This is a genomic window from Brachybacterium tyrofermentans (assembly GCF_039526165.1).
In the GTDB taxonomy this organism is placed as follows: domain Bacteria; phylum Actinomycetota; class Actinomycetes; order Actinomycetales; family Dermabacteraceae; genus Brachybacterium; species Brachybacterium tyrofermentans.
In genome coordinates this window covers 1-14,293 of record NZ_BAAAIR010000039.1, presented here as the reverse complement: position 1 = coordinate 14,293, position 14,293 = coordinate 1, and the positions used below count along the sequence as shown (strand labels likewise).

Here is a 14,293-nt window from a genome sequence, read left to right as displayed (position 1 = left end):
CTATTCTTCCAGGTCAGGAGCACCTTCACCCATCACGACCCACCCCTCGGACACCTCAACGATGAAAGCCCGAGGCTAGGTCAAACTGTCACCTAAATGTGCGGCAGTCCCTGTAGTCCATGATCGGGCTTTTCTGCACCGAAGTCATCGAGCACGAACGCCATGTAGACCTCGGTACCGCACGGGTGCCAGAATGGCACGCATGGGGAACGAGTTGCTGGGGCCACACGTCGGAATCGTTCAGGACATTTGCTCCAGAATCGAAGCTCTGCGGGCCGGCGGGCCCCCGAACGGCCCCCGCGTCATCCTCCTGCGCGGGCCGGCCGGCGTCGGCAAGTCGCGCATCGTCCGCGAGGTGTACGAGCGACTCGCTGGCCAGTCGCAGAGCCCGCGTTACTGGCCACCGCTGCCCGAGATCGGTGACCGGATTCTTACTGAGCGCAAGGTGCTCGCGCCGCCGCGCGAGACCATGCATTGGGCAGAGCGAGCGCTGCCGGAGTTCGCCTGGTGGGAGCTCTCCAGTGAAGAGACGTCGTCGGGCTTGCTGCGCGACGGTGCGTCGTCGTTGAATGCCCAACTGCTCATGCACGCCGTGCCGCTTGCGGCGGCGAAGCTGCAGCACACGGGGGCGCTTCAGCGCCTCGGCTCGGCCGCGACCGGGGTCTTCGATCGAGTGCGCGACGTCTTCGTGAACGAGGGCGCCGACTTCGCCATCGAGGCGCTGCTCGATGCCGTCGGTCTTTTCGTGCCGGTGCCGCGCGCGTTGCTCGATCTAACCGTCGACGCGGCGAAGGGTCTGGGCACCGGTCACCGGCGTCGTGCTGACGTGAAGCTCGACGTCGACCTCGGTGCACAGCATAACGAGCGCCAGCGCACGTTGACCGCCGAGACTGCGGACGCGCTGCGTGAGGCGGCGACACCGGAGCTGCCGGGCATCGTGGTGGCCGAGGATCTGCACTTCATGAGCGGCGACGCGGCCCAGTTGCTCGACCGCTTGCTCGTGCCCGACTCGGAGCACCCGACGCTGCTGATCGGCACCGTGTGGCCGGAAGCAGAGGCCACGGGGCCGTATGCCGAATGGCTCGCGGGGCAGCTTCCGGGTGTCGTAGCTGTCGTCGACGTGCCCCTGCTCGGAACTGACGACCTCATCGCGCTCGTGCGCCAGCGCGCGGAGCACACCGATGAGGCAGTCGCGCGCCAGGTGGGCGAGCGGTTGCAGGTGCCGCTCGCGGTCGAGATGTTTCTGACGGAGGGCAAGGCCAAGCGCGACATCCGCCGTAACAACGGACGGCTCACAGAGGCCGAGATTACCGGTCTGCCTGACGGGCTCGAGGGGCTGTACGAGGACCGCTGGAAGCAGCTGCCCGAGCCGACGCGCTGGGCCCTCGCCTGCGCCGTCGCGACCGAACCACTGGGCGATCAGTTCGCCCGGTTCCCGGTCTCCGCCATCATTTCGGTGCTGCGCGAGACACTCGACGACCAGGTCGCCGACGCCGAGGGTAGCCTGCGCTACGCGATCGACCTCTCAGGGTGGTGCCTGGACCAGGACGGCGTGCAACTCTTCACGGAGCACCTGCTCACCCTGCGTGCATCGCGTTTCGTAGGCGGGGCGTTCTCGGAGGCAGACATCGCGGAGTTCCGCACGATCGCGCGGCGAGAAATGGTCGAGGCGATCGACAGGGATCGGGTTCTCCTCTCCCTCCCTGACACGAAGCTCGCGACTCTCATGTGCCGGTGGTATCTCTCGCTGACGACGGCGGAGGATCCGAATCTCGTGGACGCGACTGCGCTGTGGCGGCGCGCCGAGGAAGAGGCCGCACGCGGCTCGCTTGGCACCGCGGCCACGACGGCGCACCGAGCGCTCGAAGTGGCTGGCGGACATCTCGACCTCCGCGATACGTTGCTGATCGACCTGCGCCACCGCGCGGCGGTCTGGCTCGGCGACTCGGGGCAGGCGCTCCGGGCCCGCGGTCTCTTGGTCGCGATGTTCCAGGAGGTCGTCGAGCGTTCCGAACCCGGCCGGCTGCACCCGATCACGATGGACCTTCGCGCCGACATTGCCCGGTTCACGGGGCTGGCCGATGACCCCGAGGGTGCGGTGAATCTGCTCCATGAACAGCTCGAGCAACAGGCCGCGTTCTATGGACCGGTCTCCCGCGCAGTGTTTACGACCCAGATCGATCAGCTGGAGTGGCGCGCGCTGTTCGACCCTGTCGTTGCGATCGTCCGCGCCCAGGGGCTTCTCATGGACCTCTACGAGCCGCACGGTGGACGGGACGCTCGGTTCCATGAACCGCACAACGGTCGGTTCCACGACCTCGGGCTGCGCGTGCTCAGGTTCATCGCCGGGCAGCATTTAGCGGCCGGAAACGTCGACGCCGCATCCGAGTTCTTCGGACGGCTGCTTGACGAACAGCTCCGCATATACGGCGAGAACTCCGACGAGGCACTCGACACTCGGCTTAACCTTGCGATCAACACGCAGAACTCCGGCGACTACGCTGGTGCAGTCGCGGCGTTCACGTCAGTGATCGAGTCATACGAGGCGCGCCTGGGCAGCCGCGCGCCGCAGACGATGGCCGCGCGCAGTTACCTCGCCATTCTCATATGCGCGGAAGTTGACCTCGACCAGGGGTTACCAATGCTTAAGGAACTAATGGTCGACCAGTCCGAAGTGCTCGGGCCGACGCACCCCGACACCTTCGACTCACGGTTTAGGCACGCGATGTTTACGAGCCAGCTGGGCCGGAACCGGGAGTGCATCGACCTGCTCGAGCAGCTCCTCGCAGAGCTGGAGAACGCGAGAAACGCGACGCACTCCCACATCGATTTTACGAAGTTGCTGCTGCGTGAGGCTCTGCAGCGCGGCGATGCGCCGTCGGCGTAAGGGACTGCCGTACGGATAGGTGTAGCTGGATCGGCACGAACGACTCGGAGGTATACGGCGTCCGGCTCCGCGACTTCTGTGCAGCGCGTCGGAATCCTGTGCGAGGACCCGCGAGGCATTGCGGCCCAACCCCGGCGCCCTGAGCGATGCGCTGCGCGCTGGCGAGGTGCGGGAGCTGGTCGCGGACTCTCTGCTCTCAGCCCCGGGCACGTTCGAGTAGATGGCCGGGGAGCTCCTGCTGTCGCACGTGGCGACCGCCCGAGCTGGCGGCGAGGCGCCCGTGCACGCCATCGCCACAGCGGCCATCGAACTGGGCTGGCGCGTGGACCGCGGACTCGTGCAGGAGAGCAGAGTCCGGGAGATGCCGGTCTGGTATCTGCGACTCAACATCGGCGACCACTACGGTTTCGCCCGACCCCCGCTGGAACGAATTCTCCCCTGAGGCCGCAGCCTTCGCGTGGTACGTGCTGCGGGGCTGACCGGACAGCGAATTCGAGTTGCCAGTCGTTGGGCTTGGATACGCTCACCTCAGTCGAAAGGAAGAGCCTTGACGCTTCGCGATGCGATGGAGAAGGTCCTGCTCGACGCGGGGGGACCGTTGAAGGCAAGTGACCTTGCCGAGAAGATCAATGCGCGTGGCCTCTACCAGATGCGGGACGGCTCGCCTGTCCAGCCCGATCAGGTGCGCGCTTGGGCTCGGAGATACCCGCACCTCTTCACCCGAGAAGCGGCGGCAACCGGCATAGTGCAATTGCGGGATTGGCAACAAGTGCAGCCAGCCGCCCCGAAGGCACTCAACGACGCTTCGGTGCCGCCTGTCGCGGTACGCCCGATCCAGTCCTTTGCCGAGCCATCTGAGCTTGCGGCGGCACTTCTCGAACAAGCCGCGTTCAGCCCAGCTGGGGCCATCGACCTAGTGGTGCCCAATCGTCCCGGCCTCTACGCGATCCGTGTACGCGACACGGGTTCGCTGCCCCAGCCGTTTAGGAGCTACAGCGAGAAGCGCCGCCAGGATCTGCTCTACATCGGGCTCGCCACCACGAGCCTGAGTCGCCGCTTCCTCGGCCAGGAGCTTCGAGCGCGAGGCCACGGCACGCTGTTCCGCAGCATCGGAGCGCTGCTCGGCTACCGTCCCCCCGCGGGGAGCCTTCACGGCAAGAGCAACACAGGGAACTACAGGTTCGCCCCGGCGGATAACCAGGCGATCATCGACTGGATCAACGCGAACCTCCTCGCGAACTGGGTGGAGACCTCCGACGATCTCACTGCGCAAGAGACTGCGTTGATCAGGGGCCATCGCCCCCTCCTCAACCTGCAACGAAATCCTGCGGCGCTCCCCGAGCTGTCCTCACTGCGAGCCGAATGCGTACGGATCGCGAACCTCGTCGCTGAGTGAGTGCTCGGCAGTGTTGCCGCCGGTGCGCACTTCAAAATGCACCTTCCGCCATGTTCCCTCTATGTACGGCAGAAGGAGCGTCTACAGAATGGGTTCGCCGACCCTTAGCTGGCCCCGTGCGACGCAACAGAGACGACGACGCTGTAGCCGCGGAACTCGGTCAGCGGGCCCGGCGACCTGAAAGCCCTGATCAATCGATCTCCTTCCGTGCGGGCCAGGTGGCTAGGTGTATGAGGTCATGACCCGCAACAGCTAGCGCGCGTTCGCTGGGCACCGCAGCGCCGACGGGCATTGCCTGCTTCTGCTGGCGCAGTTCATCCACCAGAGTGCGGAACTTGGAGCGATCGGCCATGGGGTCGATCTTCGCACGGTCGATGTCGGTTTCCTCCGACTCCGGGCGTGGTGCGGACACCGCCATGAGCGCTCCTGTGAACGCCTGTGGGCCCGCCGGAGCTGGCTTCGTACTCAGCGGATGACCTGAGCTGTGGCCGGGCTCAGGGTCTACGTGACCAGCCACGCCGCGAATGCACTGAGCGCCTCGTGGAGGCGGCTCACGTCGTGCCGAGGATGCTGTGGGGCCAGGTGGAGCGTCAGCGTCGTGGGGCCGGCGCCTTCCGGCAGCGCCACACGAACGTTCATTTCGAGGTTTCCGGTTGACGAGAGCATGGGGTGTGTCTGGCCCCCGCGCGAGTTCTCGTGAATCCAGCGTTCTCTCGTGTTCCGGGTGTGCGCCGAGAGCTCGGGGCCGAGGAGTTCGAAGGACTCGATCGATTGCAGCACGTCGTCCACCTGCAGGGCGCGAAGAATCGGCTCTCCCTCGGCTCCGGTCCAGGTGTCCGTACGCAGACCCGGACGTGGGGTGCAGGGGAGGAGATGGCTCCCGTGACGGGCCTCGAGGCACAGGCTGACCGTGCCGACAACGCTCTGGACCGTGACCGTGTGCTCGGCCAAGAGTTCGTGACGCTGCCACCGGGATGCGAAGCGTCCCAGCACCTGCGAGGAGCCGAGCGTCGCACTCGTGAGCTCTTCGAAGAGGCGCCCGATGCCAAGACCGTCGCTGTGGTGGCGCAACAGGTTCTGGTCGACCATCGTGCTCACGATGTCCGCAACTGAACTCTTGGCCAGGCCGAGCTCTTCGGCCAGCACTCCTGGGGTCGTGTGCTCGTGCCGGCTGGTTACCTCCAGCACCGACAGAGCGCGATGCACTGCTGGCGACGCGCCGTTCTCGATCATCCCCACGGGCTGTACCCCCGGGAGTCGGCCGCCGTGACCAGGCGGACAGGCAGTGAGACGACCCGCTGTCGCGGCGTCGTCCCGTCATGGAGCTGGCGGGCGATCGCGAGCGCCGTGCGAGCCAGGTGAGCCGGATCCTGAGCCGCGGTGGCGAGGATTGGGCCACCGGCATCGATCAGTTCGACGGCGCCTGCAAGGCCATCGACTGCCGTGATCGCCATGGTGCGTCCGAGGTCTCGGAGCGCCTCGGCGGCTCCCAGGGCGAGTGGGTCGCAGACCGCGAAGATCCCGCTCAGTCCAGGGTGGTCCTCTATAAGCCGACGAGTAGCGCGCCGGCCCGACTCGACGTCGTCGGCGCCGCCCCGTTCATGGGCGACCAGGTGAACCTGAGGATGGTCCCTCAGCGCATCGCGGAATCCGCTGATCCGTTCCGCGTTGGCATTCTTGCTCAAGCCATCGAGTATCGCGACGTGCGAGTCGTCGGGAAGACGGCTGAGCAGGGCCGTCGCAGAGAGCAACCCTGCCTGAATGTTATCGCTGGTCACCGCTACGTCGGCGCCGTCGATCCGGGTGCCGATGGCGACCACCGGTATTCCGCGGTCGTGGGAAGCCTGGACGAGATCCTCGTAGCCGGATGTCTCGACGGCATCGACGAGGACGACGTCGGCACCGAGCCCAAGAAGTTCCCCCCATTGGTGGCGCTGCCGCACGGCGTCGTCGCTCGCATCGTGCACGATGAGGCGCCCGCCGGATGACTCGACGTCCGCTGCCGCAGCAGCGAGGAGAGCGTCGTAATAGGCATTGCTGGTATTGGGGATGAGGGCACCGAAAGTCAGTGCGTGATGGTCGGACAAGCGGGCATCCGCTGCGAGAGAAGCGATGCGCGGGCCGAGCCAATAGGTTCCCTGTCGTCCACGGACGAGCATCCTCTCGTCGCTCAGGGATTCGCAGATTCTCAACACGCTGGTGCGCGGCGCGGCGATCTCCTGCGCAATGGCGGAGGGGGTGAGGGGATGAGAACTGCGGGCGAGCAGTCTCAGGACTGCGGCGGAGCGCACAACGGCGGGCGTTCGCGCTCGGTCCTCCATCTTTTTGGCCGCCCTTTCATGCTTCTGACCTAGGTCCTTGACGCTCACCAGGGTACTGACTACTCTAACGCTGTCCATATGTCGAACTATAGACCGACATGTGGAAGCTATGGCTGAAGCGGGTGCTGGCCGGTATGGCGCCCAGCCAGGTCATGCCGAGCGCCGGTATCGGGTCGAGAGGGAGGATGTCGCAGATGACGACAGAACGCGGAACGAGCGACCGGAATGGTCCCGTGGAGCACGAAGGCAGCGAAGAAGCGCGCGATGAAGTGGAGCAGGCTCTCGCACCGGTGCGCGTTGCCCTGGACAGCGTCTCGGAGACGCAGCTCGCCGAGGTGGCGCACGAGATTGCCAAGGCGAAGGTCGTCGCGTGTCTCGGGGCCGGTCGCGAAGGACTCATGATGCGAGCCCTCACGATGCGGCTCTTCCATGCAGGGGTGGACGCTCACTACGTCGGAGACATGACCTGCCCCGCGCTCGGTGAAGAGGATGTGCTTCTCGTGTCGCTCGGTCCCGGCAGCCTGGCCTCGATCGAAGCGATTGCAGACCGAGCTCGGGGTGCCTCGGCGCGAGTCGTGGGCTTTACGGCTCAGCCGGAGCTGGTGCGGGCCGAACTATTGGACCACGTGGTACCGATCGATGCTCAGACCATGGCCTCAGATCAAGGATCCGACTCCGTGCTGCCCATGGGTAGTGCGTTCGAGATCGCCCTACTCGTGCTGACCGACCTCGTCAGCCGGCGAGTGCGAGAGCTGGCAGGTGGGACCGCGGAGCAGATGCGGCGCCGCCACACCAACCTCGAGTAATCCCACCCTCAGAACGACGGAGTTCCCTCATGACAACCTCGACTCGACTTCCGGCGCCGGGAAAGCAATTCTTCTTTCCGGGCATGATCGTCCCGTTCGTGCTCATAGCGTGCTGTTTCGCCGCCTGGGGCCTGGCGCAGGACCTCACGACGCCACTCGTGGCCGCCTTCCAAGGTATCTTCACGATGAGCACCTTCGAGGCCTCACTAGTGCAGTTCGCTTTCTACGGTGCGTACTTCCTGCTCGCCCTGCCGGCCGCCTTCATCAATCGACGATGGGGGTACAAGGCGGGTGTGCTCTCCGGACTGGGCCTTGCTGCGTTGGGTGCGATCGGGTTCCTCCCGGCCGCGAACTCGCTGACCTTCGGTTTCTTCCTCATCGCCTTGTTCGTTCTGGCAGCTGGTCTCTCGATCCTCGAGACCTCGGCGAGCCCTTTCGTCATCTCGATGGGGCCGGAGGAGTCCGGGACGCGGCGCTTGAACCTCGCGCAGGCGTTCAACCCCATCGGCACGAACCTTGGCGTCCTCATCGCAGCGGTGATGATCCTGCCCCGGATGAACCCTGCCACCGCCGCCGAGCGCTCGGCGATGCCGGATCAGAGTCTCCTGGCGATCCAGAAGAGCGAGCTCTTCGCCATCATGGGCCCTTACCTCGCCCTTGCCGGCCTCCTCCTCGTCATCTGGGTAGGGATCGCATGGGTCAAGGTGCCAGCCACGCGCACCGACGAGGTGGGCTCCTTGGCCCCGGGGGAAATCGGGGGAGTGCTCCGGCGGCTCTTCGCCAACCGGCACTGGCGATACGGGGTTCTCACCCAGTTCGCCTATGTCGGTGCCCAGGTTTGCACCTGGACCTACATCGTCATCTACGTCGCCAACGTCGTCCCTGGCGGCGACAACGTGCAGGGGGCGTGGTTCCTGCAGATCGGCCTGATCGTCTACCTCGTCATGCGCTTCGTCATGACGTGGCTGATGGGGTATATCCGGCCCACCTTGCTCATGTCGATCATGGCGGGGGCCGCCATCGTTCTCAGCATCTACGCCTGGTTGAACCCAGGGCTTTCTGGGGCTTGGGCGCTGGTCGCCGTCTCCGGGACGATGTGCCTCATGTTCCCCACCATTTACGGAGTAGCCCTCCACGGACTCGGCGAGGATACGAAGTTCGGCGCCTCTGGCCTGGTGATGGCAATCGTCGGCGGAGCCCTTCTGCCGCCGCTTCAGGGCTACCTCACCGACGTCTTCGGCAGCCCCACGGCTCTGCTGGTGCCGACAGCATGCTTCGCTGTCGTGCTCGCCTACGCCATCTACGACCTGCGGTCTGGGCGGACGTATGGTGTTGCGGAGCCCGCTGGGGCGTGAGCTTCTGAGCGGATGGGCCGTGCTCTGGGTTCGCCGGCATCACGCTCTGTCTACCGGCGTCAGGCCCCGAACAGATCGCCCCGCAGCTCACCCATCATCGCGGCCATGGCGTCGTGCGCCCCCTGCCCGTCCCGTCCATGCACGAGGCGCGCCACGTCCAGGTGCGCGGAGATCGCTTCGGGGCGCGGGAACTGCGGCATCAGCCCGCCATGAGTCCGCCCGCGCAGGGTTTCGGCGAACACGTTCTGCAGCGCCGAGAAGAGCTCGTTCCCGCTCGCTTCGAGAAGGAGGGAGTGGTACGCGATGTCCACGTCGAGGAACGCCTCCAGATCACCCGCGGCGCCCAGGCGCGCGAGCTCCTCGGCCAGCGCGACGAGTCGCTCGCGCTGCGCGTCCTGCGCATCGCGAGCGGCAGCGCCCGCTCACCCCACGGGCGGCTCAGACCTCCACGACGCCGGCGGCGGAGAAGGTGACGATCTTCCCGCCCAGCTCCTCGTGCACGGCCTCGGCGAACTCGAGGTTCTCCTCGTCGATGCCCTCGAGGAGGACGACCCACTTCGCTGAGTGCACGGCGTACCCCTCGGACTCCTCCGCGACCATGGCCTCGAGGAACTCCTCGCCCTTGACGTCGTGGGGGACGACGGCGGAGACGGAGAGGTCCTCGTCGCCCAGCGTGCAGTCGCCGTCGACCACGTCGAAGGCGGGGAAGGAGTCCGAGAGTTCGCCCTCCATGAAGGACTCGAAGTCGTCAGAGTCCACGGTGTCGCAGCCGATCTCCGTGCGGAGCTGCTCGTAAAGCTCGCGGGAGTCGTCGAAGGAACCGCCGCACCCGGAGAGGGCGAGGGCTGCGGTGCAGGTCAGGGTGGCGGTGAGGGCTATACGAGTCTTCATGGTGATGTCCTGTTCGGGGTGTCGTGCTGGTGGGAGAGGGCGTGGGAGGGGAGGGGCAGAGGTCAGCTCCCGCCGCCGTCGGAGGGCTGTGCACCGCCGCCGTCGGAGGCCGGAGCGCCGGAGGCGTCACCGGTGGGCGGGAACTCGACGGTCAGTTCCTCCGCCGTGTACGCCCGGTCGAGGGAGCCGGTCGTCTCGTAGGCGCCGCCCATGCCGTCGAACTCGATCGAGAACCCTCCGCTCATGCCCACCGTCACGCTGGTCGTCCCGACGGGGACCGCTGCGGTGAGGGCGCGGGCCTCCTTGGTGCTGCTCGGGGCGAACGAGAGCTTGTCGGCGTGGAACTCGTCCGTGGTCGCCTTTCCGTCGACGGTCACGGAGGCCGTCGCGGAGTAGCCCTTCACGTCCACGAGCCCCTGCACCTCGGTGTCGAGAGAGGCCTCGCTGTTCCAGTCCAGCACGAGCCACGCGCTGCCCGCCTCGGCCCAGCCCTCCTCCTTCGTCCAGGCCGTGAGGGTGAGGGTCGTGGCCTGGAAGGAGACGCTGGCGGCGATCTCGCTGTCCTCCTCCCCGCTGTACAGGACGGGGATGGCCTTCACCTCGGCCGGGAAGGTGTGGTGCGGCTCCTGCACGCGGCCCTCGCGGTAGAAGGCGGCGGCGACATCGTCCGCCTGCCGCTCGCCCGTGAGCAGATCGATCACCTGATCGTGTCCCTCGCTGGAGACCACGAGCACAGCGGAGCCGTCCGCCGGAACCGAGAGCAGGTAGCGGCTGCTGGTGTCCCCGGTCAGCTCGGCGAGGTGCGTCTGCGAGCTTCCGCCGCGGATCGACACATCCGTGGCAGGGAGCGCGGCATCGGTGCTGAACGCGTCCTGGCTGTTCGCGGTGAACGAGAAGTCGACGGCGCGGAGGACCTCCCCCTCCGCCGCGGCGAACTCCAGCTCCTCGCCGTCCTCGTTCGTCTCCGGGTCCAGGCCGACCGCGTCCGCCGGCACCGAGGTGATCTCCTGGATGCCGTCGATGCGCAGCGTCCCCGTCGGAGTGACGATGGTGCCGGCCTTCGGGTGGACAGTGCCCGAGACTGTGACCTCCTTGGTGAAGTCCTCCAGCGAGAATCCCGCCTCCAGCTGGGGGGAGATCCGGTGCAGCGGTCGCGGGAGCGTCGGCCCCGCCGTCGCTCGCGCCGGATCCGCCGCCGTCCGAGCTGCCGCCTCCGCCGAACCCGGCGACCTCGTCGGCGCCGCAGGCGCTGAGCGCGAGGGCTCCGAACACGGCGAGTCCGAGTGCCCGGCGGCTGAATCGCGTGGCGGTGATGTTCATGATGTTCCCCTTCGTGTGGTGGTGCTGTCCCCTATGAGTCGTGACGAATCGCGATTCGGTTGCATCGGATCCAGAGGAGTTCTCATTGCTCGACGCGGAGCTCAAGACGAGACTCGAGCTCGGTGCCGTCCGCGGCGCGTGCGCGCAGCACGACGTCCGCCCTCCCCGGGCTGGTCGGTGTCAGGGAGACGGTGCGCTCGCCGACGACGTGCCGGCCGTCCGGCAGTGTCCAGACCCATGAGTCCACGCCCGTCACGTCGGCCGAGTACGTTGCGGATTCACCCTCGGCGAGGGTCTCCGGTCCGTCGATCGCGAGGGACGCCCCGTCGGACGCCGCGACCGGAGGGTCGTCCCAGACGGGCTTCCCGAACCCGAGCCCGACGAGTAGACCGATGATCAGCAGAGCGACGGCCGGGAGGACCCGGCGACGGAGGGTGCTCCGGGGAGCGGGGGCGGGTTCCGGTGCGGGGGAGTCCGGTGCCGCTGCGGGCGGGTCCGCGAGTGCTTCCTCGATGCTCGCGAGCCAGGTCTCGACGTCCTCGGGCCGCTTCCGCGGGTTCTCCGCTCTCCCGCGGGCGAGAGCGCGGGTGAAGGCCGGGGGCATGCGTGCGCCGTCGGCCAGCCACTCCATCAGAGCGGACATCGCCCAGATGTCCGCTCGCCTGTCCACGACCCCGTGGCGCTCCTGCTCGGGCGGGCGGAAGCCGGAGGTGCCGGCCGCGACGGTCATACCGGAGCTGCGGGCCAGGTCCTTGCACATGCCGAGATCCGCGAGCAGCAGACGCTCGTCCTCTGCGATCAGCGTGCCGCCTCCAGGCACCGCCCCGGCGACGCCGCGGGCATCAGGTCGAGCGGTCAGCAGGAGGTTCCACGGACTCAGGTCGCGGTGGACCAGGTCCGCACGATGGACGGACCCGAGCGCGGCCGTGAGGGATCGCGCCACGAGGAGAAGATCCCGCCGATCAGCAGTCCATCCGGTCGCGCGGAGCTGCTCGACGCGGTCCCCGAGAGTGCCGCGGTCGGCGAGCTCGAGCACCAGATACGGCTGATTGTGGGGGAGCTCGCCGATGTCATGGACCGCTGCCACGTGCGGTCCGCCGGCGCGCCGCAGCGCTCGCCCCTCCCCGATGAAACGGCTCAGCATCTCCGGGTTCGCGGAATGGTTCTCCGCGAGGACCTTCACGGCGACCTCGTCGTCGAGGCGCAGGTCAAGGGCGCGATGCACGGTGGCGAAGGAACCGACGCCGAGGCGTCCCCTGACCTCGAACCGGCCGATGCGTTCCCTCATTCGATGGCTCCCAGGATCGTCTCCAGCTTCGCTCGGCCCCGGCTGATCTGCGCTTTCACCGTGCCCTCGGGCAGGTCGAGACGCGCCGCGATCTCCGCGACGGGGAGCTGCTCGAGATCACGCAGGATGAGCGGGGCCTGGTACTTCTCCGGCAGCTCTGCGAGAGCTGCGCGCAAGGCGGTGCGCGAGGCGACCATCGAACTGAAGCGCTGCGCGGGCAGATCGGTCTCCTCGAGCGCGGTGGCATCCCGCTGCCGACGGAGGTGATCGGCGACGCGCCGCTTCGCGATGGGGTGCACCCAGGTGGAGAATTTGCCGACCCCTCGGTACTGCCTGATCGAACCCATGATGGAGATGAGCACCTCCTGGGAGACGTCGTCGACCGTGTCCAGGTCCAGGAGCATCGACCCCACCATGCGCTGCACGATGCGAAGCCGATCCAGGGTCTCGACGAGCTCCTCCAGAGCGGCGGAGTCCCCGTCTGCAGCCTTGAGCGCGGCGCGCGACAGCGCCGCCTCGTCGTCCGACCCCGATGCTTCTGCGTTTCCCCCGCGCATGAGAGTGATCCTACTGATGATCGCGTTCCCTCGAACGACGCGGTCCCGGTGTGGGACGGATGCTTGCGCTTTTTGCGCGAGCCGGGGGAGCTCCACGAGGACGATGCCGACCTGAGCACCCCAGCATTCAACCTGCGCCTGGCAGACGCAGGCGTGCTCGTCGGCGAACCGGGGGAGTGGGAGCCGACGCGGCTCGCCGAAGTGCTGGCCGCGCTGGAGGCCGAGCGCAGCACGTACACCTCTGTGGAGTACAGGCCGCAGATGCAGGAACTGCTATTGGGCTGTATCGGGACGGGCGACTCTGACGACGGATCTATGACAACTGACCAGTAGTCTGGATCACATGAGCAAAGCACCCTCCATGTGCGGCCGGGCCCGCAGGCATCTTCATCGCACCGCCATGACATTCGGCATCATCATTCTGGTAGTCACCGCCGCGCTCTGTGCCCTGCCGCTGTTCTTCGCTCAGACAGCGAGCGGTGCGCTCGCCGTCATGGGCACGGTTCTGATCTTCACATCCATGCTGTGGATCTTTGGTCTGGTCCTCTTGATCGTCGGCGTCCTGGGGGAGCTCAAGGCGCGGAAGATCAACCGTGAGGACTGGGCAACGGCCACTGCCCTGGCCGCTCATGCCGATCAGCTCCTCGCCCAGCCGCGCGCGAACGCCTACAGCTCCGGTGCCGTGCTCCGGCTCGACCCGCGACGGGTGCTCGAGGTGGAGCGCCACTTCGACGAGAAGACCGCCGGGGAGGCTCGGGGCACGCTGATGCATCAGTTCAGCATGTTCGGCCAGTCATTCGGCGTCGGCTACGCCGCGGGGAACCGCACCTCCGTGGGCGCCTCCGTCCACTCCGGGGCGATCCGGGGGATGTCCGACGTGCACCTCTCCCTGGACTCCACCACCCGGCATGACCTCATGGGGGACGCTCTGTTCGCCCTGTTCGAGACCGTGGACCAGAGCGGATCGCCGGACACGCTCCGAGTCGCCGCCCTGTCCAACGGCGCGGTGCACGAGTGGATCCATGCGCTGGTGGTCCAGACGGCGCAGCGCTTCGGCATGGATACCCACTCCGGCGTGACGGTGCAGCAGTACGTGGGGCGTCTCGCCTCCCACTTCGGACCGGCCGACGTCTCCTACCTCTCGGATCGGCCCCACATGGCTCTGGCTCAAGACAAGCGCGGGGAGCACGCACCGGAGATCAACGTGGACGGGGTGCCCTCCGGTCGTGGGGCGATCGTCGCGACCAGCGCCCGCATCGGCGGGGCCGACGACCTGCGGATCTTCCCGACCGCGTTCCCGGCCCTGTGGGGGGAGAGCGTGGGCGGGGCACTCGCTGTGGCCGTCCGGCCGAGGGAGATCGCTCGCTGAGCTGCCCGGCCTTTCGCCTTCTAACCTCGGGCTTTCATCGTTGAGGTGTCCGAGGGGTGGGTCGTGATGGGTGAAGGTGCTCCTGACCTGGAAGAATAGGGCT

The 14,293-nt window shown here is 67.1% G+C and carries 14 protein-coding genes and 1 pseudogene; 7 read left to right on the top strand and 8 right to left on the bottom strand.

Going from position 1 to position 14,293, the window contains the following annotated elements; translation table 11 throughout:
* Positions 1 to 202 precede the first annotated feature (202 nt).
* The 3 genes from ABD093_RS11065 (at position 203) to ABD093_RS11055 (ending at position 4,283) form a co-directional block, all read left to right on the top strand.
* The gene (locus ABD093_RS11065) at positions 203 to 2,887 is read left to right on the top strand and encodes a hypothetical protein (RefSeq protein ID WP_343924497.1); all 2,685 of its coding nucleotides are present in this window, start codon (positions 203 to 205) and stop codon (positions 2,885 to 2,887) included.
* 220 nt (positions 2,888 to 3,107) lie between these two features.
* Positions 3,108 to 3,329: a hypothetical protein gene (locus tag ABD093_RS11060; RefSeq protein WP_343924496.1), complete on the top strand. Its 222-nt coding sequence runs from the start codon at positions 3,108 to 3,110 to the stop codon at positions 3,327 to 3,329.
* Between the two features lie 105 nt (positions 3,330 to 3,434).
* The gene (locus tag ABD093_RS11055) at positions 3,435 to 4,283 is read left to right on the top strand and encodes a GIY-YIG nuclease family protein (protein WP_343924494.1); all 849 of its coding nucleotides are present in this window, start codon (positions 3,435 to 3,437) and stop codon (positions 4,281 to 4,283) included.
* 190 nt (positions 4,284 to 4,473) lie between these two features.
* On the opposite strand, the gene ABD093_RS11050 is transcribed toward ABD093_RS11055, so the two are convergent.
* The 3 genes from ABD093_RS11050 to ABD093_RS11040 all read right to left on the bottom strand — a co-directional run bounded on the left by ABD093_RS11050 (position 4,474) and on the right by ABD093_RS11040 (position 6,652).
* Entirely contained in the window at positions 4,474 to 4,701 is a 228-nt protein-coding gene (locus tag ABD093_RS11050) for a hypothetical protein (RefSeq protein WP_343924492.1), read from the bottom strand.
* An 83-nt stretch (positions 4,702 to 4,784) separates the two neighbouring features.
* A complete protein-coding gene (locus ABD093_RS11045) occupies positions 4,785 to 5,516 on the bottom strand; it encodes a MarR family transcriptional regulator (protein ID WP_343924490.1) in 732 nt (243 codons plus the stop codon).
* Complete coding sequence (locus ABD093_RS11040; protein ID WP_343924488.1) at positions 5,513 to 6,652, bottom strand: substrate-binding domain-containing protein; 1,140 nt, start codon at positions 6,650 to 6,652, stop codon at positions 5,513 to 5,515. The genes ABD093_RS11045 and ABD093_RS11040 overlap by 4 nt, the downstream gene beginning before the upstream one ends.
* 146 nt (positions 6,653 to 6,798) lie before the next feature.
* Here ABD093_RS11040 and ABD093_RS11035 point away from each other — a divergent pair, with 146 nt between their 5' ends.
* Positions 6,799 to 7,410 carry a phosphoheptose isomerase family protein gene (locus tag ABD093_RS11035; protein WP_343924486.1) on the top strand — a complete coding sequence of 204 codons (612 nt, stop codon included), beginning with the start codon at positions 6,799 to 6,801 and terminating at the stop codon, positions 7,408 to 7,410.
* A 29-nt stretch (positions 7,411 to 7,439) separates the two neighbouring features.
* Positions 7,440 to 8,765 carry an L-fucose:H+ symporter permease gene (fucP, locus tag ABD093_RS11030; protein ID WP_343924484.1) on the top strand — a complete coding sequence of 442 codons (1,326 nt, stop codon included), beginning with the start codon at positions 7,440 to 7,442 and terminating at the stop codon, positions 8,763 to 8,765.
* Positions 8,766 to 8,824: 59 nt separating this feature from the next.
* Here the strand turns inward: fucP and ABD093_RS11025 are convergent.
* The 5 genes and pseudogenes from ABD093_RS11025 to ABD093_RS11005 all read right to left on the bottom strand — a co-directional run.
* Positions 8,825 to 9,172, bottom strand: a pseudogene (locus ABD093_RS11025) (FadR/GntR family transcriptional regulator); the annotation flags it as partial.
* Positions 9,173 to 9,203: 31 nt separating this feature from the next.
* On the bottom strand, positions 9,204 to 9,656 hold the full coding sequence (locus ABD093_RS11020; RefSeq protein ID WP_193116520.1) for a hypothetical protein: 453 nt from the start codon (positions 9,654 to 9,656) through the stop codon (positions 9,204 to 9,206).
* A 62-nt stretch (positions 9,657 to 9,718) separates the two neighbouring features.
* Positions 9,719 to 10,651, bottom strand: coding sequence for a Rieske (2Fe-2S) protein (locus tag ABD093_RS11015; RefSeq protein ID WP_343924481.1), 933 nt, complete (start codon positions 10,649 to 10,651; stop codon positions 9,719 to 9,721).
* 407 nt (positions 10,652 to 11,058) lie between these two features.
* Complete coding sequence (locus ABD093_RS11010; protein WP_343924479.1) at positions 11,059 to 12,264, bottom strand: protein kinase domain-containing protein; 1,206 nt, start codon at positions 12,262 to 12,264, stop codon at positions 11,059 to 11,061.
* On the bottom strand, positions 12,261 to 12,821 hold the full coding sequence (locus ABD093_RS11005) for an RNA polymerase sigma factor (protein WP_343924477.1): 561 nt from the start codon (positions 12,819 to 12,821) through the stop codon (positions 12,261 to 12,263). Before ABD093_RS11005 ends, ABD093_RS11010 begins: the two co-directional genes overlap by 4 nt.
* A gap of 63 nt (positions 12,822 to 12,884) precedes the next feature.
* Here ABD093_RS11005 and ABD093_RS11000 point away from each other — a divergent pair, with 63 nt between their 5' ends.
* A complete protein-coding gene (locus ABD093_RS11000) occupies positions 12,885 to 13,154 on the top strand; it encodes a hypothetical protein (RefSeq protein WP_343924475.1) in 270 nt (89 codons plus the stop codon).
* 10 nt (positions 13,155 to 13,164) lie between these two features.
* Positions 13,165 to 14,190, top strand: a complete 1,026-nt coding sequence (locus ABD093_RS10995) for a hypothetical protein (protein ID WP_343924473.1) — start codon at positions 13,165 to 13,167, stop codon at positions 14,188 to 14,190.
* Positions 14,191 to 14,293 lie beyond the last annotated feature (103 nt).

Coding starts and splice junctions, on each gene's coding strand:
- ABD093_RS11065 (WP_343924497.1), top strand. CDS start 203: ATGGGGAACGAGTTGCTGGGGCCACACGTCGGAATCGTTCAGGACATT.
- ABD093_RS11060 (WP_343924496.1), top strand. CDS start 3,108: ATGGCCGGGGAGCTCCTGCTGTCGCACGTGGCGACCGCCCGAGCTGGC.
- ABD093_RS11050 (WP_343924492.1), bottom strand. CDS start 4,701: ATGGCGGTGTCCGCACCACGCCCGGAGTCGGAGGAAACCGACATCGAC.
- ABD093_RS11045 (WP_343924490.1), bottom strand. CDS start 5,516: ATGATCGAGAACGGCGCGTCGCCAGCAGTGCATCGCGCTCTGTCGGTG.
- ABD093_RS11035 (WP_343924486.1), top strand. CDS start 6,799: ATGACGACAGAACGCGGAACGAGCGACCGGAATGGTCCCGTGGAGCAC.
- fucP (WP_343924484.1), top strand. CDS start 7,440: ATGACAACCTCGACTCGACTTCCGGCGCCGGGAAAGCAATTCTTCTTT.
- ABD093_RS11020 (WP_193116520.1), bottom strand. CDS start 9,656: ATGAAGACTCGTATAGCCCTCACCGCCACCCTGACCTGCACCGCAGCC.
- ABD093_RS11010 (WP_343924479.1), bottom strand. CDS start 12,264: ATGAGGGAACGCATCGGCCGGTTCGAGGTCAGGGGACGCCTCGGCGTC.
- ABD093_RS11005 (WP_343924477.1), bottom strand. CDS start 12,821: ATGCGCGGGGGAAACGCAGAAGCATCGGGGTCGGACGACGAGGCGGCG.
- ABD093_RS10995 (WP_343924473.1), top strand. CDS start 13,165: ATGAGCAAAGCACCCTCCATGTGCGGCCGGGCCCGCAGGCATCTTCAT.